Here is a 25,931-nt window from a genome sequence, read left to right as displayed (position 1 = left end):
GGTGGCAAGAACCCGGGAAATGCGAAATCGTTGGTATCAAGGCGCTGCCCGTGCGGCCCATGGCCGGCACGGAATCCATACATGCCTTTCGACCGCATCGGGGCGGACTGAAGCCCCGGCGCCGGTCACAATGCCAAACATTGTCAAGCGCATACGCTGGAAAATATGTGCACAAGCTGTGTGAAAAGCTGTGTATAGCCTCTTCGCAAACCTGTGATTTTCCTCTTGCCAAGGCTGTGGCAAAGCCGTTCATTCACGGTGCACGCCCAGCAGCGCGTCGATGAACACACGGGCTGCACGCCCAGGCACCACGGCACTGCGCCAGACCGCGAAGAAATCACAGAGATAGAAGAACCGGTGGGGGGCCACGGCCTGCAGCAGACCCTGGCCCTCCATGGCCTGTGCATAGTGGTCGGGCAGAAATCCCAGGTAGCGGCCCGAGCGCACCAGCATGGCAATGGCCTCCTGGTCAAAACCCGTGGCCTGGCGCTGCAGGCCGGCCTGGTGGCTGAGCGCCATATTGGGTGACTGGTAGCCCAGGCCTGCAAAGGCATGTGCGCCCAGGCTGTCCCAGTCCAGCCCGCCATGGTCGGCGCCATGCAGCGGATGGCCGGGAGCGCAGTACAGCTGCATGCGCTCGCCGAACAACCGGGCACTGTCCAGCGCGCCCGAACTGGGTGCAGAGGGCAGCACGCCCACCTGCCAGCGCCCCTCCATCAGTCCGCGCTCGATGGCCTGTATCGAGGCCACGTGCAGCCGCAGGTGCAGTTGCGGCGCCTGATCGTGCAGCAGGCCTATCGCCTCGGGAATGCGTGACTGCGGATTGCCCACGGTCTTGTCGAACAGCGCCACGTCCAGCGTGCCGGCCAGCCGGCCATGGATGTCGTCCACCTGGCCCAGAAACCCCTCCACGCCGCCCAGCAGCTGCAGCGTGGCCTCGTAGATGCGGTGGCCTTCGGGCGTGAGCGCGAAGCCGGCGCGCCCGCGCCGGCACAGCGTCAGGCCCAGGCGCTCTTCCAGGTCCTTCATGTGGCGGCTCAGCGTGGAGCTGCCGATGTTCAGTTCCAGCTCGGCAGCCGACATGCCGCCGCACTCGACCACGGCCTTGAACACGCGCAGCAGGCGCAGATCCATGTCGCCCAGCTGGCCCAGCGCCGCACGCGCACGGCCATCGCGTGCCCGGCGGCTCGCAGGGGTCTCCAGAGAAAATTCCGCCATCGCCATTCGCCTCCCGGTGTGCTTGCCGGACATGGCCACCGCTACAGGGGAGCCACTATAGGGGAGCCACGGGGCGGCAGTGGCGACGGATTCCCCCAATGCGCGCACGCCATGCCGCGACCGGCAGGCGCTTGGTCACTTGCAGAAATATGCAAGTAAACCTCGATATCGTGCTCTTCGCGAAATCAAACAGCGCGCTCACAATGGGTCGATCCACATTTCTTCCCTAGGCTCGAGGAGATCGCCATGACCCTGGTTCCCACCGAACAAAGCGCCGCCCCCGCCACGCGCACCGATGCCGCCTGGCTCGAGGCCCACTGGATGCCCTTCACCGGCAACCGCGAGTTCAAGGCGCGCCCGCGCATGATCACCAGCGCCCAGGGCGCCTACTACACCGATGCCGACGGCCGCAAGATCTTCGACGGCCTGTCGGGCCTGTGGTGCTCGGGCCTGGGCCATGGCCGCCGCGAGATCGCCGAAGCCATCGGCCGCGCGGCCCAGCAGCTGGACTATGCGCCGGCCTTCCAGTTCGGCCACCCGGCCTCGTTCGCGCTGGCCAACAAGATCAAGGAGCTGACGCCCGCAGGCCTGGACCATGTGTTCTTCACGGGCTCGGGCTCGGAAGCCGCCGACACGGCGCTGAAGATGGCACGCGCCTACTGGCGCGCCAAGGGCCAGGGCGGCAAGACCCGGCTGATCGGGCGCGAGAAGGGCTACCACGGCGTGAACTTCGGCGGCATCTCCGTCGGCGGCATGGTGGGCAACCGCAAGACCTTCGGCCAGGGCGTGGAGGCCGACCACCTGCCGCACACGCAGCCGGCGCTGGGGTCCTTCCACAAAGGCATGCCTGCCACCGATGGCCGCGCGCTGGCCGACCGGCTGCTGGACCTGATCGCCCTGCATGACGCCAGCAACATCGCAGCCGTCATCGTCGAGCCCTTCTCGGGCTCGGCCGGCGTGGTGATTCCGCCGGCCGGCTACCTGCAGCGCCTGCGCGAGATCTGCACGCAGAACAACATCCTGCTGATCTTCGACGAGGTCATCACGGGCTTCGGCCGCTGCGGCGCCATGACGGGGGCCGAGGCCTTCGGCGTCACGCCCGACATCATGAACATCGCCAAGCAGGTGACCAATGGCGCCCAGCCCCTGGGCGCCGTGGTGGCCAGCAAGGAGATCTACGACACCTTCATGGCAGCGGGCGGCCCCGAGTACATGCTGGAGTTCCCGCACGGCTATACCTACTCGGCCCACCCCATTGCCTGCGCAGCGGGCGTGGCCGCGCTGGACCTGCTGCAGCGCGAGGACGGCCCGGGCCGCGTGCGCGCGCTGGCCCCGTTCTTCGAGCAGGCCGTGCACAGCCTCAAGGGAGCAAAGCATGTGGCCGACATCCGCAACTTCGGCCTGGCTGCGGGCTTCACCATCGAGTCGCTGCCCGGCGAGCCGGCCCGCCGTCCCTACGAGATCGCCATGAAGTGCTGGGACAAGGGCTTTTACGTGCGCTACGGCGGCGACACCATCCAGATCGCGCCGCCCTTCATCAGCGAGAAGGCCGAGATCGAGCGGCTGGTCAGCGCCCTGGGCGATGCCCTGACCGAAACGAACTGAGCATCTCCGGCACATGAGAAAAGCCCCTGGGCCGTGAGGCCGCAGGGGCTTTTTGCATGGCAACGGCAAGGCTGCGAAATCAGTCCAGCGTGATGCCCGCGTTCTTGATCACATCGCGCCACTTGTCCACTTCCACGCGCAGGAACTGGGCCGAGGCATCGGGCTTGAGGCCCGAGGGCAGCACGCCCATGGCGTCCAGCTTTTCCTTGACCTCGGGCGCGGGCAGGGCCTTGGCGATCTCGGCGTAGAGCCGGTCCACGATGGGCTTGGGCGTGCCTGCGGGCACGGCCGCGAGGAACCAGGCATCGGCCGTGAAGTCCTTGAGGCCGGCCTCCGACATGGTGGGCACGTCGGGCATGGACTGCAGGCGTTCGTTGTGGGCCACGGCCAGCGCGCGCACCTTGCCGGCCTTGAGCTGCGCGGCAATGGTCACGGCCGTGAGAAAGCCGAAGTCGGTCTCGCCGGCGGCCAGCGACACCACCGAAGGCGCGCTGCCCTTGTAGGGCACGTGGCCGATCTTGACCTTGGCCTGCATGGCATACAGCTCGGCGCCCAGATGGTTGGGTCCGCCCGTGCCCGACGAGGGGTAGTTGAGCTTGCCGGGCTGGGCCTGGGCCGCCGCCGTCAGCTCCTTGAGCGAGTGGAACGGGCTTTGCGCGCCCACGGTGAGCACCAGCGGGCTGCGCGCCACCAGGCTGATGGGCGCGAAGTCGCGCAGCGGGTCATAGGGCAGCTTGGTATACAGGCCCTTGGCCATGGCCATGCAGCCCACGTCGCCCAGCACCACGGTGTAGCCGTCGGCCGGCGCCTTGGCCACCAGGTCGCAGCCGATGGTGCCGTTGGCACCGGGCTTGTTGTCCACTACCACCGTGGTGTGCATGCTCTCGCCCAGCTTTTGCGCCAGCAGGCGGCCCAGGATGTCGGTGGAGCCACCGGGTGCGAAGGGCACGACCAGGCGAATGGTCTTGGACGGATAGCTGCCTGCGCCCTGGGCATGGGCGAGGGGCACCGCCAGCGTGGCCGCCAGCGCCAGGCCGCCGGCCAGGGCGTGCCACAGGGCTGCGCGGCGCACCGGGGTGCGGGAGGATGCGAAAGGGGTTTGTCTCATGCTGTTGTCTCGTGAGGGGAATGCGTGAAGGCCAAGCGCGCGGCAGCATACCAGCAGCGGGCAGCGCGAAACGCGCGGCGTGGAGCGCCGATGACCGGTGCGGGACAGCTCAGGAGGCCGCGCGCTTGCGTGCGGCAGCGGAACGCGCGGACGTGGCCTTCGCAGGCGACTTTGCCGGAGCCTTCGCAGCCGTCTTTGCGGAGGCCTTTGGGATGGTTTTTGCGGGGGCCTTTGCCGGGGCCTTCGCGGTGGCCATTGCGCTCGCCCTTGCCGTTGTTTTTGACGCAGTCCCTGGCGCTGTCGCTGCGGCCTTTTCCACCGGCTGCACGGCGCGTCGCGGACGCGGGCTGCGCAGGCTGTCGGCATCGAGGATGAGCCGGCCCTGGATGCGGCCCTTCATCCGCTTGACGCTGCTGGCCGCATCGCGCATGTGCTCCTGCATCAATGCGCGCACCTTCGCAGCATCGCGCTCGCGCGCGGCCTGCACGATGCTGCGGTGGAACTGCGCATTGGCCTCGCCGAAGCGCCGGTGCTCGGCCTGCGGAGTACGGTTGGCGAAGACGATGAGCTGGCGGATCATCTCGTTGATCAGCTCGCAGGTGAAGCGCAGGAACGGGTTGGGGTTGGCGGCCGCCAGGATGTCGTGGAAGTTCACGTCCTCGCGCCGCTGGCTCACCAGGTCGTCGCTGCTTTGCGTGGGATCGCAGCAGGCGATGCTGTGCTCCAGGGCCTCGAAATCGGCCTCGGTCAGATGGGGCACGGCGCCTGCCGCCAGCTCGGGCTCCAGCATCTGGCGCACCGTGTAGATGTCGTCGATGGTCACCTCCTGGAAGAACAGGTAGTTCTGCATGAACTGCAGCGTGCGGTCCAGCGGCACCTCCACGACCATGCCCCCGCCCGAAGGGCCCGTGGAGATGGTGATCAGCCCCTGCACTTCCAGCGACTTGAGAGCCTCGCGGATCGTTCCCTTGCTGACCTGGAACTGGGACTGCAGCTCGCTTTCGCGCGGCAGGCGGTCGCCGGGGCTGAGGTTCTTTTCGGTGATCAGGCGCTTGATCTCCTGGGCCACCAGATCCGGGCGCTTAAGCTGCCGGATCGCCAGGGGGGCCGACTTGGGTGTAGCCATTGTTGTGTTCTCCGGAAGGGCACCGGATCGTGTCCGCGCCCAGTCTGCATACGGGTTTGGTGCAGTATGCACCGCCATGGCGCGTGGGCGTTTGCGCCTAGGGTTAGCACGCGCCCTATTCCTTCTATTTATCACTATAAATATGAATCAAGGAGCCTGCACGCACCCGTTTCGACTGGCATGCAACTTGCTCTGAAAAGCGTACCCGGGCCGCAGCGCCTTCAGTCCCCATCACGGAGATCCCATGCAACGTCGTCACCTCCTGCAACTCTCGGCACTGGGCGCATTGCCCGCATCGCTGGGCCTGGGCCGCAGCGTCTGGGCGCAGTCCAAGGACAGCATCCAGTTCGCCTGCCCCGTGCCCATGTCGGGCGCCTTCGCGGCCAACGGCAAGTACGCGGACCTGGGCATGAAGCTGGCCATAGAGCAATACGGCAAGGCGCTGGGCCGCCCGCTGGCCTACACCGTGCTGGACACCGAGGGCAAGCCCGCCACGGCCGTGCGCAAGCTGCAGGAGTCTTCGCAGCAGCAGGGCACGCGCTTTTTCGCAGGCGGCATCCTGTCGTCGGAGGCGCTGGCCATGGGCAAGGAGGCCGAGAAGGCCGGCGGCATCTTCATCACCACCGCAGGCGCCGACGAGATCACGGGCAAGGACTGCAACAGCGCCACCTTCCGCTGGTCGGCACCCACCTTCGGCGCCATCGAGCAGACCGTGCGCCCGCTGATCGAATCCCTGCCCAAGGCCAAGCGCTGGTACACCATCACGCCGCAGTACGTGTTCGGCGACGGCCTGCTCACGGCGGCCAAGAACATCTTCAAGGAAAAGGGCATCGAGCATGTGGGCAACAGCTACCACTCGCTGACCGAAAAGGAGTTCAGCGGCTACCTGACGAATGCCGTGGCGGCCAAGCCCGACGTGCTGCTGCTGCTGAACTTCGGCGCCCAGTCCTCGGACACGCTGCGCCAGGCCATCAGCTTCGGCATGAACAAGAACATGACCATCCTGATCGCCTGGGCCTCGGGGCTGGAGCAGTTCGAGTCGCTGGGCGCCGACCTGTGCGACGGCGTGTACTTCGGCGCCCAGTACTGGCACACGGTGGACACGCCGCTCAACCGTGATCTGGTGCAGCGCTGCAACGACAAGTTCAAGGCCAATCCCAACTACAGCCTGGCCGGCCACTACATCTGCACCAAGCTGATGATCGATGCCATCGTCAAGGCCGGCACGGTCGACCCCAAGGCCGTGGTCGCCGCGCTGGAAGGCATGAAGTACCAGGGCCTGACGGGCGAGGAAGAGGTGCGCAAGGCAGACCACCAGGTGCTCAAGAACTACTACCTGCTCAAGGGCAAGGCCAAGTCCAAGATGAAGAACAAGGACGACTACGTGGATGTGGTCAGCTCCGGCAAGTCCTTCCTGCCCGTAGACCAGACCGGCTGCAAGCTGGTTTAGAGCTCCCCCTGAGGCGCTGCGCGCCTTCCCCCTCTCTCGCTTCGCGGGAGGGGGACGACACCCTCGGTGCGGGGCGGCCCTTCCTCGGTGTCCCTCACTTAGGCTGCGCCAGTTTCATAGGCACAGCACCATGACCGGCGTGCTTCAGAGCCACCGGGCACTTCGCCTCCTTCGTCCATCGTTTCGGACCCTGTATGAGCATCTATCTGCTTCAGACCATCAACGGGATCGGCATAGGCATGCTGTATTTCCTGTTGGCCGTGGGCCTGTCCATCGTTTTCGGCCTGCTGCGTTTCGTGAATTTCGCGCACGGTGCCTTCTACCTGCTGGGCGCCTATTTCTGCTACCAGATGACGCGCTGGGGCATGAGCTTCTGGCTGTCCCTGATCGTGGTGCCGCTGGCCGTGGGCGCGCTGGGCTGGCTGGTGGAAAAGCTCATGCTGCGCCATGTGTATGCCAAGGCGCATGAGTTCCACATCATCGTCACCGTGGGCCTGGCCCTGGTGGTGCAGGAGCTGGTGATCGTGCAATGGGGCCCGCTGGGCGACAGCGTGGCCGTGCCCGATCTGCTGCAGGGCGTGGTGATGTGGGGCAGCTTCGTCTATCCCAAGTACCGGCTGTTCGTGATCGGCTTCACCGCCGTGCTGGCCGTGCTGCTGTGGTGGCTGCTGGAAGGCACGCGGCTGGGCAGCGCGGTGCGCGCGGGCAGCGAATCGACCGAGATGGTGTCCCTGCTGGGCGTGAACGTGCTGCGCATCTTCAGCCTGGTGTTCGCGCTGGGCGCAGCCACGGCGGCGCTGGCCGGCGTGCTGGCCGCGCCCATACGCGGCGCAGAGCCCTTCATGGGCGTGGAGGCGCTGGGCGTGGCCTTCGTGATCGTGGTCGTGGGCGGGCTGGGCAGCTTCGGCGGCGCACTGGTCGGCGGCCTGCTGATCGGCATCGTGCAAAGCGTGATGAGCACGCTGTGGCCCGAGGGCGCGCGCCTGATGATCTACGTGGCCATGGCCGCCGTGCTGCTGCTGCGACCCCATGGCCTGCTGGGCCGCAAAGGATGAAGACCATGACCAGGCATTCCCATCTCCTTCTCGCGCTGGCCATCGTGGTGGCCATGCCGCTGTGCATGCAGTCGGGCTCGCTGGCCAGCGAAGTGCTGATCTTCGGCCTCGCGGCCATGGGCTGCAATCTGCTGCTGGGCTACACGGGGCTGCTGTCCTTCGGGCAGGGCATCTTCTTCGGGCTGGGCAGCTACACCATCGCCCTGCTGCTGACACGCTGGCCCCTGCCCATGCCGCTGGCCCTGCTGGCCGCCACCGCCATGGGCGCCGTGGGCGCGGCCATCGTCGGCTGGGTGGCCATACGCCAGCGCGGCACCTATTTCGTGATGCTCACCCTGGCGTTTGCGCAGATGTTCTACTTCATCGCCTACTCGGCCACGGACATCACCGGCGGCGACAACGGCCTGCTCGATGTGCCCCGCCCCGCCCTCGCGGTGGCCGGCCAGACGCTGTGGCCGCTGGCCACGCCCTGGCAGTACTACGGCTTTGTGGCCGTGCTCTTTCTGGTGGTGTTCTGGCTGCTGCGCCGCGTCTGCGACTCCATGTTCGGCCGCACGCTGCTGGCCGTGCGCGACAACGAGGAGCGCGCCGCCGCCGTGGGCTACGACCTGAGGCTGCTGAAGCTGCAGGCCTTCGTGATCTCGGGCGCAGTCACGGGCCTGGCCGGCGCGCTGCACGCCATGATGACGGGCATCGCCCCGCTGTCCAATGCCGAGTACCACACCAGCGAAATGATCCTGGTGATGACCGTGATCGGCGGCACGGGCAACCTGCTGGCCTCGGTGCTGGGCGCGGCCTTCTACGTGCTGCTGGGCGACTGGCTGTCCACGCTGTGGCCGCGCTGGCTGCTGCTGCTGGGCGTGGTGCTGATGATCGTGAGCCTGGGCCTGCAGCGCGGCCTGTGGGGCCTGGGCGAGAGCCTGTGGGCCCTGGTGCGCCGCAAAGGGCCGGCAGATGCCGCGGCGGCCGCTGCAGAAACCAAAGGAGGCCAGGCATGAGCGCCGCAGCATCTCCCATCCTGCTCGAGGCCGTGGGCGTCGAGAAGCGCTATGACAAGTTCGTCGCCCTGGGCGGCGTGGACCTCAAGGTGCGCGCCCATACCGTGCACTCGGTGATCGGCCCCAACGGCGCGGGCAAGACCACGCTGTTCCACATGCTCACGGGCACCAAGAGCGTGAGCGGCGGGCGCATCGTCTTCGACGGCCACGACGTGACGCGCGAGCCCGACCACCGCCGCGTGCGGCGTGGCATGGCACGGTCCTTTCAGGTCACCAGCCTGTTCCTGACCCTGCCCGTGCGCGAGAACCTGCGCCTGGCCGCCCAGGGCGTGGCGCCCGCCAGGGCGCTGGACTGCTGGAACGCGCCCGTGGGTGCTCGCGCCCTGGCCGACACCGTGGCCAGCGTGCTCTCGCGCCTGGGTCTGGAGCGCCATGCGGACACGCCGGCCGGCAACCTCTCGCACGGCCAGCAGCGGCGGCTGGAGGTGGGCATGGCCCTGGCCGCGCGGCCCAAGGCCATCTTCCTGGACGAGCCGACCTCGGGCATGGGCATCGATGACCTGGACGAGATGAAGCGCCTGATCCAGGGCCTCAGGGATGAGCACACCGTGGTGCTCATCGAGCACAACATGAACATCGTCATGGACATCTCCGACACCATCACCGTCATGCAGCAGGGCCGCGTGCTGGCCGAAGGACTGCCCCACGAGATCCGCGCCGACGAGCGCGTTCGCAGCGCCTATCTGGGCAACATGATCACGGGAGGAAAGGCATGAGCGGTCCCCTGCTTTCGGTCGAGGGCATACACGCCCACTACGGCAAGAGCCATGTGCTGCAGGGCGTGTCGCTGCAGGTGCAGGACGGCGAGCTGGTCACGCTGCTGGGCCGCAACGGCGCGGGCAAGACCACCACGCTCAAGTCCATCGCAGGCGTGATGCAGCCCTCGCAGGGGCAGATCCGCTTCGGCGGCGAGCCCGTGCACCGGCTGGCCACGCACCAGGTGGCCCAGCGCGGCATCTGCCTGGTGCCCGAGCACCGCGGCATCTTCAAGCTGCTCACGGTGGAGGAGAACCTGCTGCTGGGCCAGCGCAAGCGCTCGCCCTGGCAACTGGCCGACATCTACCGCATCTTCCCGCGCCTCAAGGAGCGGCGCGGCAACGGCGGCGGCCAGCTGTCGGGCGGCGAGCAGCAGATGCTGGCCATAGGCCGCGCCCTGATGAACGCGCCGCGCCTGCTCATGCTGGACGAGCCCGTCGAGGGCCTGGCGCCCGTGATCGTGGAGGAGATCGTGGCCCAGCTCAAGACCATCAAGGCCGCTGGCGTGGCGATCTTGCTGGTGGAGCAGAACCTGGAGGTCTGCACCCAGCTGGCCGACCGCCACTACATCATCGAACAGGGTGCGATTGCGCACGAGGCAGGCAATGCCGCTTTCCTGGCCGATGACGCCATCAAGGACCGGTATCTCGGTGTAGGGATCGCCTGATCCACCGCCTTTCGCATTCCCAGGAGTCATTCATGGATCTCAGTACCCCTCTTGCAGCCGCCACCGTTGCGGCCGGGCTGCGCACCGACGGCGCCCGCCTGTGGCAATCGCTGATGGACCTGGCGCGCATAGGCGCCACACCCAAGGGCGGCGTGTGCCGCCTGGCGCTGACGGACCTGGACCGCCAGGGGCGCGATCTCTTCGTGCAGTGGGCGCGCGAGGCCGGCTGCAGCATCCGCGTCGATGCCATCGGCAACATCTTCGCGCGCCGCGCAGGCCTGGACGATGCGCTGCCGCCCGTGATGACGGGCAGCCACATCGACACCCAGCCCACGGGCGGCAAGTTCGACGGCAACTACGGCGTGCTGGCCGGGCTGGAGGTGCTGCGCACGCTGGGCGATGGCGGCGTGCGCACGCGCGCCCCGTTGGAAGTGGCCGTGTGGACCAACGAGGAAGGCTCGCGCTTCGTGCCCGTGATGATGGGCTCGGGCGTGTTCGTCAATGCCTTCACGCTGGAGCATGCGCTGGCCCAGCGCGATGCCCAGGGCGTGAGCGTGGACGAGGCGCTGCGCGCCATCGGCTATGCCGGGCCGGCCGGCCCGGCGCCTGCGGTGGGCGCGTATTTCGAGGCCCATATCGAGCAGGGCCCGGTGCTGGAAAACCATGAACGCGTGATCGGCGTGGTCAGCGCCGCGCTGGGCCAGCGCTGGTACGACGTCAGCGTGCAGGGCATGGAGGCCCATGCCGGCCCCACGCCCATGGAGCTGCGCCGCGACGCCCTGCTGGCCGCCAGCGACCTCGTGGCCGAGGTCAACCGCATCGCCCTGGACCGCCTGCCGCATGCGCGCGGCACCGTGGGATCGCTGGAGGTGTTTCCCAACTCGCGCAACGTGATCCCGGGCGGCGTCAAGCTCAGCGTGGACCTGCGCGCGCCGGACGACGGCCAGTTGCTGGACATGGATGCCGCACTGCGCGCGGCCTGCGAGCGCATTGCGGCCGCGCATGGCGTGACCGTTGGCGTGGAGCAGGTCGTCTACTTCCCGCCCCAGCCCTTCACGCCGCACCTGGTGGAGGCCGTGCGCGCCAATGCGGCCGACCTGGGCTACAGCGCCATGGACGTGGTCAGCGGCGCGGGCCACGATGCCGTCTACCTGGCGCGCGTGGCGCCTGCCGCCATGATCTTCGTGCCCTGCGCCGACGGCATCAGCCACAACGAGATCGAGGATGCCGAGCCCGCCCACCTGGAGGCCGGCTGCAACGTGCTGCTGCGCGCCATGCTGGCGGCTGCGGGCGTGGTGCAGGCAGCGGACGGCGGGGTGCCGGCATGAAGATCCTGATCGCCCGGCTCAACCACGAGACCAATACCTTCTCGCCAGTGCCCACGCCCATCGAGGCGTTTGCGCCCACCTATGGCGAGGCGGCCTATTCGGCCAACAAGGGCATGCGCACGGCCATGGCCGCCTTCATCGACCTGGCCGAGGCGGCGGGCGCCACCCTGGTCACGCCGGTATCGGCCACCTCCAATCCCAGCGGCCCCGTGCATGCGGCCGCCTATGACGAACTCACGCACCGCATCGTGGCGGCCGCGCCGGGCTGCGATGCCATCTTGCTGGACCTGCACGGCGCCATGGTGGCCGAGAACAGCGCCGACGGCGAAGGCGACCTGCTCGAACGCGTGCGCGCCGCCGCACCCGGCGTGCCCGTTGGCGTGGCGCTGGACCTGCACGGCAACATCACCGAAAAAATGGTGGGCAATGCCGATGTGATGGTGGGCTTCAAGACCTATCCGCACATCGACATGTACGAGACCGGCGAGCATGCGGGCCGGCTGCTGCTGGACATGCTGGCCGGCCGCGCGCGCTACGCCGTGTGCTGGCACCGCCTGCCCCTGATGAGCCACACGCTGCGCAGCACCACGCTGGACGGCCCCATGCTGGACGCCGTGAACGCAGCGCGCGCCCTGGAAGCGGAGGGCCTGCCCGCGGTCTCGGTGTTCGGCGGCTTCTCGCTGGCCGACATCGCCGCGCCCTGCGTGAGCGTGGTCGCCACCTGCAGGACCGACGAGCGCGCGGCCACCCAGGCGAGCGTGGACGCGCTGGCCGCCCGGATCTGGCAGCGCCGCGCCGACTTCGTCTACCGCAGCGAGCCGCTGGCCGATTCGCTGCGCCGCGCCCAGGCCCTGGCCGAGGGAGCCGACCGCCCCGTGCTGCTGCTCGACCATGGCGACAACTGCATGTCCGGCGGCACCTGCGACACCATGGACGTGCTGCAGACCGCGCTGGAGCTGGGCCTGTCAGGCATTGCCGTGGGCCCGCTGTGCGACCCCGAAGCGGTTGCCTCGCTCACGGCGGCCGGCGAAGGCGCCGAGGTGGAGATCGCGCTGGGCAACAAGGTCTCGCTGGAACGCATCGGCCTGCACAAGCAGCCGCTGCGGCTGCGCGGCACGGTGCGCGCCGTCAGCGACGGCGCCTACACGGTCAGCGGCCCCATCTACACCGGCCAGCGCTGCCACATGGGCCGCACGGTCTGCCTGGACACGGGCGCAGCGCAGATCGTGATCACCGAGCAGACGCACGAGCCCTGGGACCTGGGCGTGTTCCACTGCGTGGGCATGGACCCGACGCGCTTTCGCTTCGTGCTGCTCAAGTCGCGCATGTACTGCCGGCCCGTCTTCGTGCCGCTGTCGGCCGGCCTGGTCGAGTGCGACAGCCCCGGCGTGACCACCTCGGACTATTCGCGCTTTCCGTTCGCCCGGGTCAGCCGCCCGGTGTTTCCGCTGGACGCCATCTGATGGACGCCATCTGATTGCCCGGCTTTGCGGCGCCGCGCAAGCAAAGACCGCCGCCGCCGCAGGACATTGGGCAACCAGGCATCACAACAGTTTCACAGCAGGGCCCGGCTATTGCCTGTCGGCCTACAATCGGTTCCCCCCTACCTCGGCCGACGGCACGCGGGCTGATCCGCGCGTGCGTTGGCCATGCCTTCGCTGGAGACGCTTGATGTCCGACAACACGGCCCCGACCCCTTCCGATAAACGTGCCCAGCTGCGCCGTGCCGCACTCGAATACCACGAGTTTCCCAAGCCCGGCAAGTTGACCATCGTGCCGACCAAGCCCATGGCCAACCAGCATGACCTGGCCCTGGCCTACTCGCCCGGCGTGGCAGCGCCCTGCGAAGAGATCGTCAAGGACCCGGCCGCCGCCTTCAAGTACACGGCGCGCGGCAACCTGGTGGCCGTGATCTCCAACGGCACGGCCGTGCTGGGACTGGGCGACATCGGCGCGCTGGCCTCCAAGCCGGTGATGGAAGGCAAGGCCGTCCTGTTCAAGAAGTTCGCGGGCGTGGACGTCTTCGACATCGAGATCAACGAGAAGGACCCGCAAAAGCTGGTCGACGTGATCGCCGCGCTGGAGCCCACCTTCGGCGCCATCAACCTGGAAGACATCAAGGCGCCCGAGTGCTTCTTCGTGGAGCGCGAACTGCGCCGCCGCCTGAAGATCCCCGTCTTCCACGATGACCAGCACGGCACGGCCATCACCGTGGCTGCGGCCATGGTCAACGCGCTCAAGGTCGCGGGCAAGAAGATCGAGGAGGTCCGGCTCGTCGCCTCGGGCGCGGGCGCCGCTGCCCTGGCCTGCCTGAACCTGCTGCTCAAGGTCGGCCTGCGCCGGGAGAACGTGTTCGTCACCGACCTGGCCGGCGTGGTCTACGAAGGCCGCACCGAACTGATGGACGAGGACAAGGCCCAGTTCGCACGCGCCACCGAGCTGCGCACCCTGGGCCAGGTCATCGAAGGCGCCGACGTCTTCCTGGGCCTGTCCGCTGGCGGCGTGCTCAAGCAGGACATGGTGGTCAAGATGGCCGCGCGCCCGGTGATCTTCGCGCTGGCCAATCCCAACCCCGAAATCGTTCCCGAAGACGTCAAGGCCGTGCGCAGCGACGCCATCATCGCCACGGGCCGCTCGGACTATCCCAACCAGGTCAACAACGTCCTGTGCTTCCCGTACATCTTCCGCGGTGCGCTGGACTGCGGCGCGACCACCATCACCACCGAGATGGAAATCGCCACCGTCCACGCCATCGCCGAACTGGCCCAGGCCGAACAGAGCGAGGAAGTGGCGGCAGCCTACGTGGGCGAGCAGCTGAGCTTCGGTCCTGAGTACCTGATCCCCAAGCCCTTCGATCCGCGCCTGATGATGAAGATCGCCTCGGCCGTGGCCCAGGCTGCCGCCGAATGCGGCGTGGCCCAGCGCCCGATCCAGGACATGGACGCCTACCGCGCCCATCTGCAGACCTTCGTCTACGCCTCGGGCACGATGATGAAGCCGCTGTTCGCCACGGCCAAGAAGGCCACCAAGAAGCGCGTGGCCTATGCCGAAGGCGAGGAAGAGCGCATCCTGCGCGCCGCGCAGATCGTGGTGGACGAGCGCATTGCGCGCCCCACGCTGATCGGCCGCCCGGCCATCATTGCCCAGCGCATCGAGAAGTTCGGCCTGCGCCTGAAGGAGGGCCAGGACTACGACGTGGTCAACGTCGAGCACGACGAGCGCTACCGCGACTTCTGGCAGACCTACCACCGCATGACCGAGCGCAAGGGCATCACCGTGCCCATCGCCAGGATCGAGATGCGCCGCCGCCTGACCCTGATCGGCTCCATGCTGCTGCACAAGGGCGAAGTGGACGGCCTGATCACCGGCACCTGGGGCCAGACATCGCACCACCTGCAGTACGTGGACCAGGTGATCGGCCGCCGCGCCGGCGTGCAGACCTATGCCTGCATGAACGGCCTGCTGCTGCCCGACCGCCAGGTCTTCCTGGTGGACACCCACGTCAACTACGACCCCACGGCCGAGCAGCTGGCCGAGATCACCATCATGGCCGCCGAGGAAATGATGCGCTTCGGCGTCAAGCCCAAGGCCGCCCTGCTGTCGCACTCCAACTACGGCTCCAGCAACCAGCCCAGCGCCGTCAAGATGCGCCAGACCCTGGAGCTGCTGCGCGAGCAGGCCCCCTGGCTGGAAGTGGACGGCGAGATGCACGGCGACGTGGCCCTGGACGGCAAGGCCCGCGCCCAGCTCATGCCCAACAGCACGCTGCTGGGCAATGCCAACCTGCTGGTCATGCCCAACATCGACGCGGCCAACATCAGCTACAACCTGCTCAAGCAGGCCGCTGGCGGCGGCATTGCCATCGGCCCCGTGCTGCTGGGCGCCGCCCGCCCCGTGCACATCCTCACGCCGAGCACGACGGTGCGCCGCATCGTCAACATGACGGCGCTGACGGTGGCGGACGCTAACGCTAACCGTTAAGCACCCCCTGAGCGGCTTCGCCGCTTCCCCCGTGTGCACGGCGCCCTCTCTCGCTTCGCGGGAGGGGGACGACACCCTCGCTGCGGGGCGGCCCTTGCTCGGTGTCCCTCGTTTTGGCCGCGCGCGTTTTTGAGACAACGGGCGGCATTTGCATTGAATGGAAGGCAACTCAGGCGCAGAGTTGCCTTCTCACTGTTCAATCCCCAGACATTTCCTCGGTCAAGCTGCCTGTTTTTTAGGCAGAACTTGCATTTTGAGGGGTGTTCCGTCACACTAGCGGGTCGAGATTTCAGGGCTTCCCTGGATTTCTGAAAGGTGTAGTTGATGCTGAAGGCAGCCGCCGCCAAGGCGTACCAGTCCGGTCTAGCGCTCATCGTCGGGGCCGCCTTTGTGCTGTCGCCCTCGCTCGCTGATGCGCGCCGCTCGGCGCCCGAGAGCGCGGATTCGACGGCGGCCATGGCCACCGTCACCCTGTCAGAGCTGCCGCGCGAAGGCCGTTCCACCTATACGCTGATCCTGCGCGGCGGGCCTTTTGCCCACGACAAGGACGGCACGGTGTTCGGCAACCGCGAGCGCATCCTGCCGCGCCAGTCGCGCGGCTACTACCGTGAGTACACGGTGCGCACGCCCGGCTCGCGTGACCGCGGAGCCCGCCGCATCGTCTGCGGCGGAGAGCCACAGCAGCCCGATGCCTGCTACTACACCAGCGACCACTACAGCAGCTTTCGCAAGATCATCGAATGACCTCGACCCAGTCTTTGCAGCCAGTTCGACCCTCCGCGTCCGACGCAGTGCGCTGGCAGGGGTCTGCATTTCATCCACAGCCCGGGGACGCCGCAGGCCACGTGCCCGTACCCGCAGGCCACATCCACGTTAGAGAAAGAGCCACGGAGATGGATGCACCACTTCGTAAGATCCCGGACACCCCTTTGCGGAACGTGCGCGCCAACATCGTGCAGTCCATCCGCGCCTACAGGGTGGAGGATCTGCAACAGGCGGCCGAGACGCTGGGGTGCCATTTCCTGTATGCCAACCTGGCCCATGCGCAGACCAAGGCCGACATCCTGGAGCTGCTGGCCACGCAGTTCTTCTTCCCCGCGCATTTCGGCAAGAACTTCGACGCGCTCTACGACTGCCTGACCGACCCCATCCACAAGGCCGGCCCGCAGCCGGGCTTTGTGCTCGTGCTCGACCAGATCCCGACCACGCCCAAGTTCGACAAGGAAGTGCGCGAGCAGCTGCTGGACAGCTTCCGCGACGCGGCCGAGTACTGGGCCGAGCGCAAGATCCCGTTCCGCTGCTTCTACTCTTTCCTGTAAGAGCCGCACATTGATTGCACGGCGCCAGCGTCCCATGCGGGCGCTGGCGCCGTGCGCCACCTGCGTCTAGCTGCGCGTGAACCGGGCTGCAAGTGCCTCGTACTCGGACACCGGCACTTCCTCGGCGCGGCGCTGCAGGTCGAACTCCCCGTCAAAGCCCTTGGCTTCCAGCCAGCGCCCCAGCGTGTTGCGCAGGATCTTGCGCCGCTGGCTGAAGGCCACCTGCACCATCTCCTGCAGCAGCTTCGCGTCCAGGGCCGCCGGCGCCTCGCGCGGGACCATGCGCACGACGGCGCTGTCCACCTTGGGCGGCGGATTGAAGCTCTCGGGCGGCACGTACAGCACGCTCTCCATCGCATAGCGCCACTGCAGCATGACCGTCAGCCGCCCATAGGCGGCCGTGGCCGGAGAGGCCACCATGCGGTCGATGACCTCCTTTTGCAGCATGAAGTGCTGGTCCTCGACCACGTCCACCTGCTCGAGCAGGTGAAAGAGGATGGGGCTGGAGATGTTGTAGGGCAGGTTGCCCGCAATGCGCAGCTTGGGCACGCCCAGGCGCGCAGCGATGGCGCGAAAGTCCACCTTGAGCACGTCGGACTCGACCACGTCGAGCTGCTCGTGCAGGCGCAGGCGCACGGCCAGGTCGCGATCCAGTTCGATCACGGTGAGCCGGCCCAGGCGCTCGACCAGGGGCTGGGTCAGGGCCATCAGGCCCGGACCGATCTCGACCATGGACTGGCCCGGCCGGGGATCGATGGCACGCACGATGCCGTCGATGATGCCGCCATCGGTCAGGAAGTTCTGGCCGAAGCGTTTGCGAGGAATGTGTTTCATAGAAAAAGCAAGGCGGTGCGCCATGGCACCGCCTTCCATTGTGGACTGCCGCAGCCATGGCTGCTTGGGGGGTGTCTTATTGCGGGGGCTCGCGGTACTCGACGTAGGCGCGGCCACGCAGCTCCTGCAGCCAGGTCTGGTAGTCGGTTTCGAGCTTGCGCTCGCGCACCACGTTGCGCACCATGTCGCGCTGCTCGCGCGGCGTCAGCGCGGCCTGGCGGCGCTCGATGAGCTGGATCAGGTGCACACCGAAGCGCGAGACCAGCGGGTCGCTGACCTGCCCGGGCTGCAGCGCATTGAGCACCTGCTCGAACTCGGGCACGAACTGGCCGGGCGAGGCCCAGCCCAGATCGCCGCCGTTGCGCGCGCTGCCGTCCTGCGAGAACTCGCGGGCCAGCGATTCGAAGCTGGCCTGGCCGCTGTCCACGCGGCGCTTGTAGTCGGCCAGGCGCTTGGCGGCATCGGCCTCGGTCATCTGGTCGCCGATGCGCAGCAGGATGTGGCGCGCATGGTTTTGCGTGACCACGGAAGGCATGCCGGCCTGCGACTTCTCCAGCACCTTGAGCACGTGAAAGCCCGCGCCCGAACGGAAGGGGCCGACGATGCCGCCCTGCGGCGTCTGGCCCACGGCCTTGGTGAACAGTTCGGGGTAGCGGTCCAGCGGGCGCATGCCCATGGCGCCGCCGCCCTGGCCGTCGGGCACATCGGAGAACTCCTTGACCACGGCCAGGAAGTCGCCCTGCGTGCGGGCCGCCTCGGCGGCCTGCTTGGCGCGGGCTTCGCGCTCGGCCACTTCGGCGGGGCTGGCATCCTCGCGCACAGCGATCAGGATGTGGCCCAGGTTCACGGCCGCCGGCGCCTTGTCGGCGCCGCCGCTGCGCTGCTCGGCCAGGTAGCGGTCGATGTCGGCTTCGGTCACGCGCACGCGGCCGTCCACATCGCGCTCGCGCAGGCGCTGCAGCGTGATCTGGCGGCGCAGTTCTTCGCGGAACTGCTTTTCGTTCACGCCCTCGGCCCGCAGGCGTGACTGCAGGCCGGCCTTGTCCAGGCCGTTTTGCCGCGCCACATTGGTCAGCGCCTGGTCCACGGCGTAGTCATCCACGCGCAGGCCCGTGTCCTTGGCTTCCTGCAGCTGGGCCTTTTCCACGATCAGCCGCTCCAGCACCTCGCGGGCCAGCAGCGCCTCGGGCGGCATCTGGCCGCCCTGCTCGGCAATGTTCTGCGCCACGCGCGCCATGCGGGCCCGCACCTCGTTGTTGGTCACGGGCTCGGAGTTGACCACGGCCACGATGTAGTCGGCCGAGCGCACGCCGGCATTGCTGCCGCGATCACGCGACAAGGGCTGGTTGGTGGCGTCCAGCGCGCGCGAGACGGAGGCATCGCCGGCCTGGGGCGCCCTGGACTGGCCCGGAACACGCAGGCCTTGCGCCTGGGCTGTGGTGGCCAGCAAGGCCAGCGCCACAGCGGCCGCTGCGCAGCAATGGGTCTGGGAAAGAAAACGCATGGGAGAGATGCCTTGCAAAAAGCGTGTTTGGAGCCTTGGCTCTAATCGTAATTGGTGAAGCGGCTGGGCGGCGTCACCGACTCGCGCAGGTACTGGTAGCGCGGCACATTCTGCTTGAGGCTGCGCTGCGGGTCGGCACCCAGGCTCAGCCGCGAGAAGCCTACGAACTCGATCTGGAACAGCAGCCGGGTGTTGGACTGGGTGATGGAGCTTTGCAGGCGCTCCAGCACCACGCGGCCAATCCAGCAGCAGCCGTCGTACTCCAGCCCGACCACGGTATCGACGAGCTTGCGGTCCTTCAGGCTGTAGTTCAGCCGGCCCACCGTGTACCAGCGGCCGCCGCCCTGGCCACGGCCGGCCCCCAGGTCACGGCCCTTGTCGCCCCAGAGGTCGTTGATGGGCCATTGCCAGCCCACATCGACCAGCTTGCTGGCATCGGTGCGTGCCACGGTGTCGTACTGGGTACGGTAGGCCACGTTCACCGTGCGGTAGGAGCTGGGGCTGTAGCGCGCGCCGAAGGTGGTGCGCACCGGGCGGTTCAGGTCGCGGTTGTACTGGGTCGTGCCTTCGGTGGACCAGGCATCGGTCCAGTTGATGGCCGCACCCAGCAGCACGTCGGACAGCCGGCTGGTGGCAGGCACCTCGCCGGGCAGGATGACCTTCTGGTCGGAGAAACGCACGCGCTGCGCAATGCCGAAGCGCGCCTTCTCCGCGCCCGTGGCCCCGTCGATCAGGCGTGTGGTCGCGCCCAGGGTCAGCAGGTGGTTGTCGGCAATGCGGTCCTGGCCGTTGTAGTCGTTTTCGGAGTAGATGCTCGCGAAGTTGAAGTCGTTGCGCGCCGTGTCGTACAGCGGCAGAAAGCTCTGGTCGCGGTAGGGCGTGTAGGTGTAGAAGGCGCGCGGCTCGAAGGTCTGCAGCAGCTGGCGGCCGAACAGCGTGGTGTCGCGCTCGAACACCAAGCCGCTGTCCACACTGACCGTGGGCAGCGTGCGCGAGGCATTGCGGCTGCCGTTGCTCATCAGGCGGTCCACCTGGTAGTTGCTGGTGTGCAACTGGATCCTGGGCGTGATGAAGGCGCCCGGCGACAGGAAGGGACGGCTCAGCTGCGCCTGCATGTAGCTGCGCTGGCCGTTGTTGTAGGTCATGCCGGCCAGGGGCTTGTCGATCTCGAAGCGCGTGGTGTCGGCCACGAAGCTGAAGTCCAGGCCGTGCGGCAGGTCCAGCGGCGTGTAGCGCCATTGCAGCTGCGGCTTCATGCCGTAGGGCGGGGCAATGGGCGCCGATGCATCCTGCATGGTCTGCCAGTACAGGGTGCGCAGGGTCAGCACCCCGTCGCCACGCGCCCAGGACAGGTTCACGTCGTTGGGCAGCAGGCGCTCGCGCAAGGAACGGGCGGCCAGCGGGAAATCACGCCAGTAGTTGTCGTCGCTGACGCGGTTGAGGTTCATGTTCAACCCCAGGCCGCCGATGGGCGAGCTGATGACGCCCCGGTGCTGCAGCGAGTAGGCCCAGCGGTCACGGTCGCGCTGGCGGTCGCCCGGCATGTAGGCCGCGTAGGCCTCGCCCGAATAGGTGGGCTCCAGATAGCGGAACTGGGCGCCCAGGTTGACGCCGCGCTTGCTCATGACCGAGGGATACAGGGTCATGTCGCGGTTGGGCGCGAGGTTCCAGTAGTAGGGCTGCGTGTATTCGATGCCGCTGAGCTTGTCCAGGCCCATGGTGGGGGGCAGCAGGCCCGACTTGCGCTTGTCCGACAGCGGAAAGCTCATGCGCGGCACGGGCAGCACGGTCACGCCCTTGAACTGCAGGGCCGCGCCCTCGGCCACGCCGACTTCCTCGGCCATGTCGATGTGCAAGGTCCGGGCGCGCAGCATCCAGGCCGGCTGCCAGGTGGCTTCGTCATCGCGCTGGCAGGTGGTGTAGGTGGCGTCGTGGACCACGGCATGGTCGCGGTCGATGAAGTCCACGCGCGAGGATTTGCCGTAGGCGCCATTGGCCAGGAAGCGATATCCGGCGTTGTCGAAAAAGCCCTTGAAGGCATCGACCTGCAGGTCCAGCTGCGAGCCTTCGTAGACATTGCCGGCCTGGTTGATGTGCACGGCGCCCGAGGCATTGACGCGGTCGTCGGGCACCTGGTATTCGAGCCGGTCGGCGCGGATCATGGTGTCGCCGCGGCGCAGTTCGGCATTGCCCTCGATCACCGCATTGATGTCCGGCTGGCCGCTGAGCGCGTCACCGCGCACGTAGACGGGCTGCTGGGAGCGGACCGCCTCAGGGTAGGTTTCCTGCATCAGCGTGCTGGGGCGCAGCGGGCGCACCTGCTGCAGCCGGCCTTCATCGGCCGCAGCGGGCTGGGCCTGGGCCAGCGTCGAGCCACCGGCCCATGCGAGAGCCACAAGCCAGGCCAGCGGGCGTACAGCGGGGCGCGCGGGCGCGCGGGCAGCCAGCGGATCGGGGAGCGGCGGTCGGAGGTACACGGTGGTCAACAGCGGCGGGTGGACAAAGGCGCAAGCCTAGCATCACCGCCGGGCATTCGCCGGGGTGGCGGTTTGTAGAATCGCGATTATCCATGAGCCATCCAAACACCCCCACGGCCGGCGTTGTCTGGGCCGACCCCGCCCGCCATGCCGCCTTCGACGCCTGGCTGGCCCCGCTGTCCGCCCGCCACGCGCTGCGCCCCGAAACCCTGCGCCCGGCATCGGCCGATGCCAGCTTTCGCCGCTATCTGCGCCTGGACACCGCCGCCGGCGCCAGCCTCATCGTCATGGATGCCCCGCCGGACAAGGAAGACTGCGCGCCCTTCGCCAAGGTGCAGGCACTGATGGCCTCGGCCGGCCTGGCCGTGCCGCAGATCCTGGACTGGGACGCCGTGCACGGCTTCATGCTGCTGTCCGACCTGGGCGGCCACACCGTCATCGAGGCGCTGGACCCGGAAAAGCCCCAGGACGCGGAAGCCTGGTACCGCTCGGCGCTGGAGGTGCTGCTGGCCTGGCAGACCGCCTCACGCCCCGACGTGCTGCCCGCCTATGACGACGCCCTGCTGCGCCGCGAACTGCAACTGTTCCCCGACTGGTACATCGCGCGCCACCGCGAGACCGTGCTCGACGACAGGAAGCAGGCCACGCTGGCCAAGGCCTTCGACCAGATCGTGGCCCACAACCTGGCGGCACCCAGCGTCTTCGTGCACCGCGACTTCATGACGCGCAATCTCATGCAGCCCGTGACCGCCAGCGGCCCGCTGGGCGTGCTGGACTTCCAGGATGCGGTCTACGGCCCGGTGACCTATGACATCGCCAGCCTGCTGCGCGATGCCTTCATCAGCTGGGAAGAGGACTTTGTCATCGACATTACCGTGCGTTACTGGGAAAAGGCACGCAAGTCGGGATTGGTGGGCGCGCGCAGCCAAAGCGGCTGGGGCGACGATTTCGGCGAGTTCTACCGTGGCGTGGAGTGGATGGGGCTGCAGCGCCACCTCAAGGTGGCCGGCATCTTTGCACGGCTGACACTGCGAGACGGCAAGCCCCGCTACCTGGCGGATACGCCGCGCTTCATCCACTACATCCGCGCCACCTGCAGCCGCTACCGCGAGCTGACGCCGCTGCTGCGCCTGGTGGACCAGATCGAGAACATCCAGCCCCAGGTGGGCTGGGCCTACGGGCGCGTTTGAGGACAGGTACGCCATGCCACGCTTTCACTGCCCCATCGCGCTGCACAGCGGCGACGACATCGAACTGCCGCCCGGTGCGGCGCGCCATGTGCAGGTGCTGCGCCTGCAGCCCGGCGACGGCATCACCCTCTTTCAGGGCCGTGCCGGCGAAGGCTTCAGCGGCGGCGAGTTCGAGGCCACCGTGCTGCGCATGGGCCGCAGCGACGTGGCCGTGCGCATAGGCGCGCACCACGCCGTGGAACGCGAACCGCTGCGCCCCGTGCACCTGCTGGCAGGCATCACGGCCAACGAACGCATGGACTGGCTGGTGGAGAAGGCCGCCGAGCTGGGCGCCGCCAGCATCACGCCGCTGGTGGCCGAGCGCAGCGTGCTCAAGCTCAAGGGCGAGCGCGCCGAGAAAAAGCTGGCGCACTGGCAGGCCGTGGCCGTGTCGGCCTGCGAGCAGTGCACACGCAACCGCGTGCCGCCGCTGCATGCGCCCACCGACCTGCAAGACTGGCTGGAGGGCGGCGCGAAACAGCTGCCGCCCGGCACGCTGCGGCTGCTGCTGTCGCTGGGCGAGGGAACCCGGCCGCTGGGCGAGATCGTGGACGCCATGGCCGAGGATGCGCCCGTGGTCTTTCTATCGGGCCCCGAAGGGGGCCTCTCTCCGGCCGAAGAGGCCCTGGCCCGCGCCCAGGGTTTCGTGCCCGTCACGCTGGGTCCACGCGTTCTGCGCGCGGAAACCGCGCCCTTGGCCGCGCTGGCGGCGCTCACGCTGGACTGAACCGGCCCAGCCACTGCCGCAGCCTTGCGAACACGGGCGCGGCGAAGGCATCGCGCTCGTTGAACAGCTCGTGGTAGGCGCCGTCAAAGCACTGCGCCTGCACCACGGCCGGCGGCGCACGGTCGGAAAAGGCCTGGCTGCCGGCCGGCGCCACCAGCCTGTCGTCCCCTGCCCACAGCAACAGGCTGGGCACACTCCAGCTGCCCGCACGGGCCAGCACCTGCGGGCCGCCCTGCGCCAGAAAGCGCGCCAGCCGTGCGCTGATGCGGTCGTGGCACAGCGGATCGGCGCGGTAGGCATCGCAGACCGCCACGTCGTGCGAGAGATACGGAATCTGCAGGCCGTTGGACACGCGCAGATCGGGCAGCAGGTGCGGCAGCGTGCCAACGAGCAATTTCTGGATCGGCGACAGACCCACATCGAGGGCTGGCGAGGACAGCACCAGCGCATCGACAGGCCGGATGGCCCGGGCCACGAACAGCGCCGCCACCAGACCGCCCAGGCTGTGGCCCAACAGCACCAGCGGCTGGCCGGCCGGTTGCCGGGCGCGCGTGTCGTCCACCACGGCCGACAGGTCGTCCAGAAGCCGGTTATCGCCCGTCAGGCCACCGCGCGGCCCTGCCGAGCGTCCGTGGCCATATTGGTCGTAGCCGCGTACGGCATAGCCCCAGGCATTGAGCCGCTGGGCCAGTGCCGCATAGCGGCCGATGTGCTCGCCCAGGCCGTGCACCAGCAGCACGGTGGCGCGCGCCGGGCCCTCGCCGGCTGGCCAATCGCGCAGTGACAGCTCGGCGCCGTCGCTGGACGCAAGGCGCGTGGCCTGGCCTTGCGAGGCAGATGCAGGAACGGGTGCGGGGGCAGACGCTGCCATCACGCCACGCCGGCAGTGCCGGCACCGGCTTCGGAAGCTGCCTGCGTCCCGGCCATGGCGGCGATCACCTGGGCCACGGCGGCCGTGAGCTTCTTGGCATAGGGCACGTGCAGGAATTCATTGGGACCGTGGGCGTTGCTCTTGGGGCCGAGCACGCCGCAGACCATCATCTGGGCCTTGGGAAAGCCCTGGCTGAGCATGTTCATCAGCGGAATCGTGCCGCCCTGCCCGATGTAGCCGCAGGAAGCACCGAAATGCGCCTGACTGGCGGCGTTGAGCGCGTCCTCGAACCAGCCGTCCATGGCTGGCGCATTCCAGCCGCTGGCACCCGACAGCCCTTGCCAGGTCACACGGGCCTGGTAGGGCGCGTTGTCCTCCAGCAGCGCCTTCATCTCCTGCACGCAGGCGGCGGCATCGACCAGGGGCGGCAGGCGCAGGCTGAGCTTGAAGGCCGTGTAGGGCCGCAGCACGTTGCCGGCATCCTGCAGCGCGGGCAGGCCCTCTGCGCCTGTGACACTCAGCGTGGGCTCCCAGGTGCGCTTGACCAGCGCCTGCACCGGATCGGTGGTGGTGGGCAGGGCAAACAGCGTGGAGCCACCGCAGTCGTAGTGCGCCCAGGGAAAGCGCGCATAGGTCTCCTCGCCGAGGATGGCCGCCGTGGCGCGCATCTGGGCCATGCGGTCGGCCGGGACCTCGCAGTGGAAGCTGGCGGGCAGCAGGCGCCCGGTCTTGCTGTCCTCCAGACGGTCCAGCACCTGGCGCAGGATGCGGAAGGACGACGGCACGACGCCCGAGGCATCGCCCGAGTGCACGCCCTCGGTGAGGATCTCCACCTTCAGCGTGCCGCTGGCCATGCCGCGCAGGCTGGTGGTCAGCCACAGCTGGTCATAGTTGCCGGCGCCGCTGTCCAGGCAGATCACCAGGCCCACATCGCCCAGGCGCGGACGCAGGGCATCGACATAGGGCAGCAGGTCGCGCGAGCCGCTTTCCTCGCAGGTCTCGATCAGGCCCAGGATGCGCGGGTGCGGCACGCCCTGGCGCTTGAGCTCCTGCACGGCCGCGATGCTGGCGTAGACCGCGTAGCCATCATCGGCACCGCCGCGCCCGTACAGCTTTCCGTTCTCGTACTTGGGCGTCCACGGACCCAGGTCGCTGCGCCAGCCGTCGAACTCGGGCTGCTTGTCCAGATGGCCGTACATCAGCACCGTGGGGCTGGAGGCCGCCTTGTCCTGCGTGCCTTCCACCTCGAAGAACAGCACTGGCGTGCGGCCCGGCTGGCGCACGATCTCCAGCGTCAGGCCCGCCACCTTCTGCGCCTGCACCCAGTCGGCCGCATTGCGCAGCACGGTCTCCAGGTGGCCCTGCTGCTCCCAGTCGGGCGCGAACATGGGCGACTTGGCGGGAATGGCGATGTACTCGGTCAGCGCCGGGACGATGCGCTCGTCCCAGGAGCGGCTGATCCGGTCCAGCGCGGCTGCGGGCTGCAGCAGTTGTGAAGGAGTGCGTGCATTCATGGTGGGTCCTCGTGTCAGGGATGGGCGCACCGTTCGAGCGAAGCCAGCGCCGCGATCCGGTCATTGTGCGCCAACGCCATGCAGACCATGAGAGCCCGGCGCCA

Annotated in this window: 21 protein-coding genes; 13 read left to right on the top strand and 8 right to left on the bottom strand. The window is 68.1% G+C overall.

Annotation, left to right across the window (positions count from 1 at the left end; all coding sequences use genetic code 11):
- Window positions 1-249: 249 nt before the first annotated feature.
- Window positions 250-1,218 (bottom strand): LysR family transcriptional regulator, encoded by a 969-nt coding sequence (locus tag ACF8ME_RS11265; protein ID WP_016447222.1) that lies wholly within the window; start codon window positions 1,216-1,218, stop codon window positions 250-252.
- 246 nt (window positions 1,219-1,464) lie between these two features.
- Here ACF8ME_RS11265 and ACF8ME_RS11260 point away from each other — a divergent pair, with 246 nt between their 5' ends.
- On the top strand, window positions 1,465-2,823 hold the full coding sequence (locus ACF8ME_RS11260) for an aspartate aminotransferase family protein (RefSeq protein WP_016447223.1): 1,359 nt from the start codon (window positions 1,465-1,467) through the stop codon (window positions 2,821-2,823).
- 79 nt (window positions 2,824-2,902) lie between these two features.
- Here ACF8ME_RS11260 and ACF8ME_RS11255 read toward each other — a convergent pair whose 3' ends face one another.
- Together ACF8ME_RS11255 and ACF8ME_RS11250 are read right to left on the bottom strand one after the other, a co-directional pair.
- On the bottom strand, window positions 2,903-3,931 hold the full coding sequence (locus ACF8ME_RS11255) for a Bug family tripartite tricarboxylate transporter substrate binding protein (RefSeq protein WP_392416428.1): 1,029 nt from the start codon (window positions 3,929-3,931) through the stop codon (window positions 2,903-2,905).
- 109 nt (window positions 3,932-4,040) lie between these two features.
- A complete protein-coding gene (locus tag ACF8ME_RS11250) occupies window positions 4,041-5,057 on the bottom strand; it encodes a FadR/GntR family transcriptional regulator (RefSeq protein ID WP_392416425.1) in 1,017 nt (338 codons plus the stop codon).
- A 244-nt stretch (window positions 5,058-5,301) separates the two neighbouring features.
- Here ACF8ME_RS11250 and ACF8ME_RS11245 point away from each other — a divergent pair, with 244 nt between their 5' ends.
- The 10 genes from ACF8ME_RS11245 to ACF8ME_RS11200 all read left to right on the top strand — a co-directional run bounded on the left by ACF8ME_RS11245 (window position 5,302) and on the right by ACF8ME_RS11200 (window position 16,671).
- Window positions 5,302-6,507, top strand: a complete 1,206-nt coding sequence (locus ACF8ME_RS11245) for an ABC transporter substrate-binding protein (protein ID WP_034365479.1) — start codon at window positions 5,302-5,304, stop codon at window positions 6,505-6,507.
- A 194-nt stretch (window positions 6,508-6,701) separates the two neighbouring features.
- On the top strand, window positions 6,702-7,562 hold the full coding sequence (locus ACF8ME_RS11240) for a branched-chain amino acid ABC transporter permease (RefSeq protein WP_016447227.1): 861 nt from the start codon (window positions 6,702-6,704) through the stop codon (window positions 7,560-7,562).
- Window positions 7,563-7,567: 5 nt separating this feature from the next.
- Entirely contained in the window at window positions 7,568-8,560 is a 993-nt protein-coding gene (locus tag ACF8ME_RS11235; protein WP_026062103.1) for a branched-chain amino acid ABC transporter permease, read from the top strand.
- On the top strand, window positions 8,557-9,336 hold the full coding sequence (locus ACF8ME_RS11230) for an ABC transporter ATP-binding protein (protein ID WP_012207823.1): 780 nt from the start codon (window positions 8,557-8,559) through the stop codon (window positions 9,334-9,336). Before ACF8ME_RS11235 ends, ACF8ME_RS11230 begins: the two co-directional genes overlap by 4 nt.
- On the top strand, window positions 9,333-10,043 hold the full coding sequence (locus ACF8ME_RS11225) for an ABC transporter ATP-binding protein (protein WP_013804788.1): 711 nt from the start codon (window positions 9,333-9,335) through the stop codon (window positions 10,041-10,043). The genes ACF8ME_RS11230 and ACF8ME_RS11225 overlap by 4 nt, the downstream gene beginning before the upstream one ends.
- Before the next feature lie 32 nt (window positions 10,044-10,075).
- Window positions 10,076-11,371 carry a Zn-dependent hydrolase gene (locus ACF8ME_RS11220; protein ID WP_392416422.1) on the top strand — a complete coding sequence of 432 codons (1,296 nt, stop codon included), beginning with the start codon at window positions 10,076-10,078 and terminating at the stop codon, window positions 11,369-11,371.
- Window positions 11,368-12,834, top strand: coding sequence for a M81 family metallopeptidase (locus ACF8ME_RS11215; RefSeq protein WP_252651919.1), 1,467 nt, complete (start codon window positions 11,368-11,370; stop codon window positions 12,832-12,834). The genes ACF8ME_RS11220 and ACF8ME_RS11215 overlap by 4 nt, the downstream gene beginning before the upstream one ends.
- Before the next feature lie 208 nt (window positions 12,835-13,042).
- Window positions 13,043-15,352 (top strand): NADP-dependent malic enzyme, encoded by a 2,310-nt coding sequence (locus ACF8ME_RS11210; protein ID WP_016447231.1) that lies wholly within the window; start codon window positions 13,043-13,045, stop codon window positions 15,350-15,352.
- Window positions 15,353-15,676: 324 nt separating this feature from the next.
- On the top strand, window positions 15,677-16,096 hold the full coding sequence (locus ACF8ME_RS11205; protein WP_016447232.1) for a ribonuclease domain-containing protein: 420 nt from the start codon (window positions 15,677-15,679) through the stop codon (window positions 16,094-16,096).
- Window positions 16,097-16,245: 149 nt separating this feature from the next.
- A complete protein-coding gene (locus tag ACF8ME_RS11200) occupies window positions 16,246-16,671 on the top strand; it encodes a barstar family protein (protein ID WP_013804792.1) in 426 nt (141 codons plus the stop codon).
- Between the two features lie 66 nt (window positions 16,672-16,737).
- Here the strand turns inward: ACF8ME_RS11200 and rsmA are convergent, their stop codons facing one another.
- The 3 genes from rsmA to ACF8ME_RS11185 form a co-directional block, all read right to left on the bottom strand.
- Window positions 16,738-17,505 (bottom strand): 16S rRNA (adenine(1518)-N(6)/adenine(1519)-N(6))-dimethyltransferase RsmA, encoded by a 768-nt coding sequence (gene rsmA / locus ACF8ME_RS11195; RefSeq protein WP_392416420.1) that lies wholly within the window; start codon window positions 17,503-17,505, stop codon window positions 16,738-16,740.
- Between the two features lie 76 nt (window positions 17,506-17,581).
- Window positions 17,582-19,009, bottom strand: coding sequence for a peptidylprolyl isomerase (locus ACF8ME_RS11190; RefSeq protein WP_016447234.1), 1,428 nt, complete (start codon window positions 19,007-19,009; stop codon window positions 17,582-17,584).
- A 41-nt stretch (window positions 19,010-19,050) separates the two neighbouring features.
- Window positions 19,051-21,486 (bottom strand): LPS-assembly protein LptD, encoded by a 2,436-nt coding sequence (locus tag ACF8ME_RS11185; protein WP_043791605.1) that lies wholly within the window; start codon window positions 21,484-21,486, stop codon window positions 19,051-19,053.
- A 92-nt stretch (window positions 21,487-21,578) separates the two neighbouring features.
- On the opposite strand from ACF8ME_RS11185, the gene ACF8ME_RS11180 reads away from it, so the two are divergent.
- Both ACF8ME_RS11180 and ACF8ME_RS11175 read left to right on the top strand, forming a co-directional pair.
- The gene (locus ACF8ME_RS11180) at window positions 21,579-22,676 is read left to right on the top strand and encodes an aminoglycoside phosphotransferase family protein (RefSeq protein WP_392416418.1); all 1,098 of its coding nucleotides are present in this window, start codon (window positions 21,579-21,581) and stop codon (window positions 22,674-22,676) included.
- A gap of 13 nt (window positions 22,677-22,689) precedes the next feature.
- Window positions 22,690-23,442, top strand: coding sequence for a 16S rRNA (uracil(1498)-N(3))-methyltransferase (locus ACF8ME_RS11175; RefSeq protein ID WP_046984816.1), 753 nt, complete (start codon window positions 22,690-22,692; stop codon window positions 23,440-23,442).
- Here the strand turns inward: ACF8ME_RS11175 and ACF8ME_RS11170 are convergent.
- Window positions 23,429-24,313, bottom strand: a complete 885-nt coding sequence (locus ACF8ME_RS11170) for an alpha/beta hydrolase (RefSeq protein ID WP_392416416.1) — start codon at window positions 24,311-24,313, stop codon at window positions 23,429-23,431. The genes ACF8ME_RS11175 and ACF8ME_RS11170 overlap by 14 nt on opposite strands.
- Entirely contained in the window at window positions 24,313-25,827 is a 1,515-nt protein-coding gene (locus ACF8ME_RS11165; RefSeq protein WP_016447239.1) for a M20 family metallopeptidase, read from the bottom strand. The genes ACF8ME_RS11170 and ACF8ME_RS11165 overlap by 1 nt, the downstream gene beginning before the upstream one ends.
- Window positions 25,828-25,931: the final 104 nt, after the last annotated feature.

The sequence above is a fragment of the Delftia sp. WSY_7 genome (genome assembly GCF_043104845.1).
Classification (GTDB): Bacteria; Pseudomonadota; Gammaproteobacteria; order Burkholderiales; family Burkholderiaceae_C; genus Comamonas; species Comamonas tsuruhatensis.
This window is presented reverse-complemented; position numbering and strand designations above follow the sequence as displayed.

What these genes read in the sequence shown, in the direction of transcription:
- ACF8ME_RS11265 (WP_016447222.1), bottom strand. Translation starts at nt 1,218, where the DNA reads ATGGCGGAATTTTCTCTGGAGACCCCTGCGAGCCGCCGGGCACGCGAT.
- ACF8ME_RS11260 (WP_016447223.1), top strand. Translation starts at nt 1,465, where the DNA reads ATGACCCTGGTTCCCACCGAACAAAGCGCCGCCCCCGCCACGCGCACC.
- ACF8ME_RS11255 (WP_392416428.1), bottom strand. Translation starts at nt 3,931, where the DNA reads ATGAGACAAACCCCTTTCGCATCCTCCCGCACCCCGGTGCGCCGCGCA.
- ACF8ME_RS11250 (WP_392416425.1), bottom strand. Translation starts at nt 5,057, where the DNA reads ATGGCTACACCCAAGTCGGCCCCCCTGGCGATCCGGCAGCTTAAGCGC.
- ACF8ME_RS11245 (WP_034365479.1), top strand. Translation starts at nt 5,302, where the DNA reads ATGCAACGTCGTCACCTCCTGCAACTCTCGGCACTGGGCGCATTGCCC.
- ACF8ME_RS11240 (WP_016447227.1), top strand. Translation starts at nt 6,702, where the DNA reads ATGAGCATCTATCTGCTTCAGACCATCAACGGGATCGGCATAGGCATG.
- ACF8ME_RS11235 (WP_026062103.1), top strand. Translation starts at nt 7,568, where the DNA reads ATGACCAGGCATTCCCATCTCCTTCTCGCGCTGGCCATCGTGGTGGCC.
- ACF8ME_RS11230 (WP_012207823.1), top strand. Translation starts at nt 8,557, where the DNA reads ATGAGCGCCGCAGCATCTCCCATCCTGCTCGAGGCCGTGGGCGTCGAG.
- ACF8ME_RS11225 (WP_013804788.1), top strand. Translation starts at nt 9,333, where the DNA reads ATGAGCGGTCCCCTGCTTTCGGTCGAGGGCATACACGCCCACTACGGC.
- ACF8ME_RS11220 (WP_392416422.1), top strand. Translation starts at nt 10,076, where the DNA reads ATGGATCTCAGTACCCCTCTTGCAGCCGCCACCGTTGCGGCCGGGCTG.
- ACF8ME_RS11215 (WP_252651919.1), top strand. Translation starts at nt 11,368, where the DNA reads ATGAAGATCCTGATCGCCCGGCTCAACCACGAGACCAATACCTTCTCG.
- ACF8ME_RS11210 (WP_016447231.1), top strand. Translation starts at nt 13,043, where the DNA reads ATGTCCGACAACACGGCCCCGACCCCTTCCGATAAACGTGCCCAGCTG.
- ACF8ME_RS11205 (WP_016447232.1), top strand. Translation starts at nt 15,677, where the DNA reads ATGCTGAAGGCAGCCGCCGCCAAGGCGTACCAGTCCGGTCTAGCGCTC.
- ACF8ME_RS11200 (WP_013804792.1), top strand. Translation starts at nt 16,246, where the DNA reads ATGGATGCACCACTTCGTAAGATCCCGGACACCCCTTTGCGGAACGTG.
- rsmA (WP_392416420.1), bottom strand. Translation starts at nt 17,505, where the DNA reads ATGAAACACATTCCTCGCAAACGCTTCGGCCAGAACTTCCTGACCGAT.
- ACF8ME_RS11190 (WP_016447234.1), bottom strand. Translation starts at nt 19,009, where the DNA reads ATGCGTTTTCTTTCCCAGACCCATTGCTGCGCAGCGGCCGCTGTGGCG.
- ACF8ME_RS11180 (WP_392416418.1), top strand. Translation starts at nt 21,579, where the DNA reads ATGAGCCATCCAAACACCCCCACGGCCGGCGTTGTCTGGGCCGACCCC.
- ACF8ME_RS11175 (WP_046984816.1), top strand. Translation starts at nt 22,690, where the DNA reads ATGCCACGCTTTCACTGCCCCATCGCGCTGCACAGCGGCGACGACATC.
- ACF8ME_RS11170 (WP_392416416.1), bottom strand. Translation starts at nt 24,313, where the DNA reads ATGGCAGCGTCTGCCCCCGCACCCGTTCCTGCATCTGCCTCGCAAGGC.
- ACF8ME_RS11165 (WP_016447239.1), bottom strand. Translation starts at nt 25,827, where the DNA reads ATGAATGCACGCACTCCTTCACAACTGCTGCAGCCCGCAGCCGCGCTG.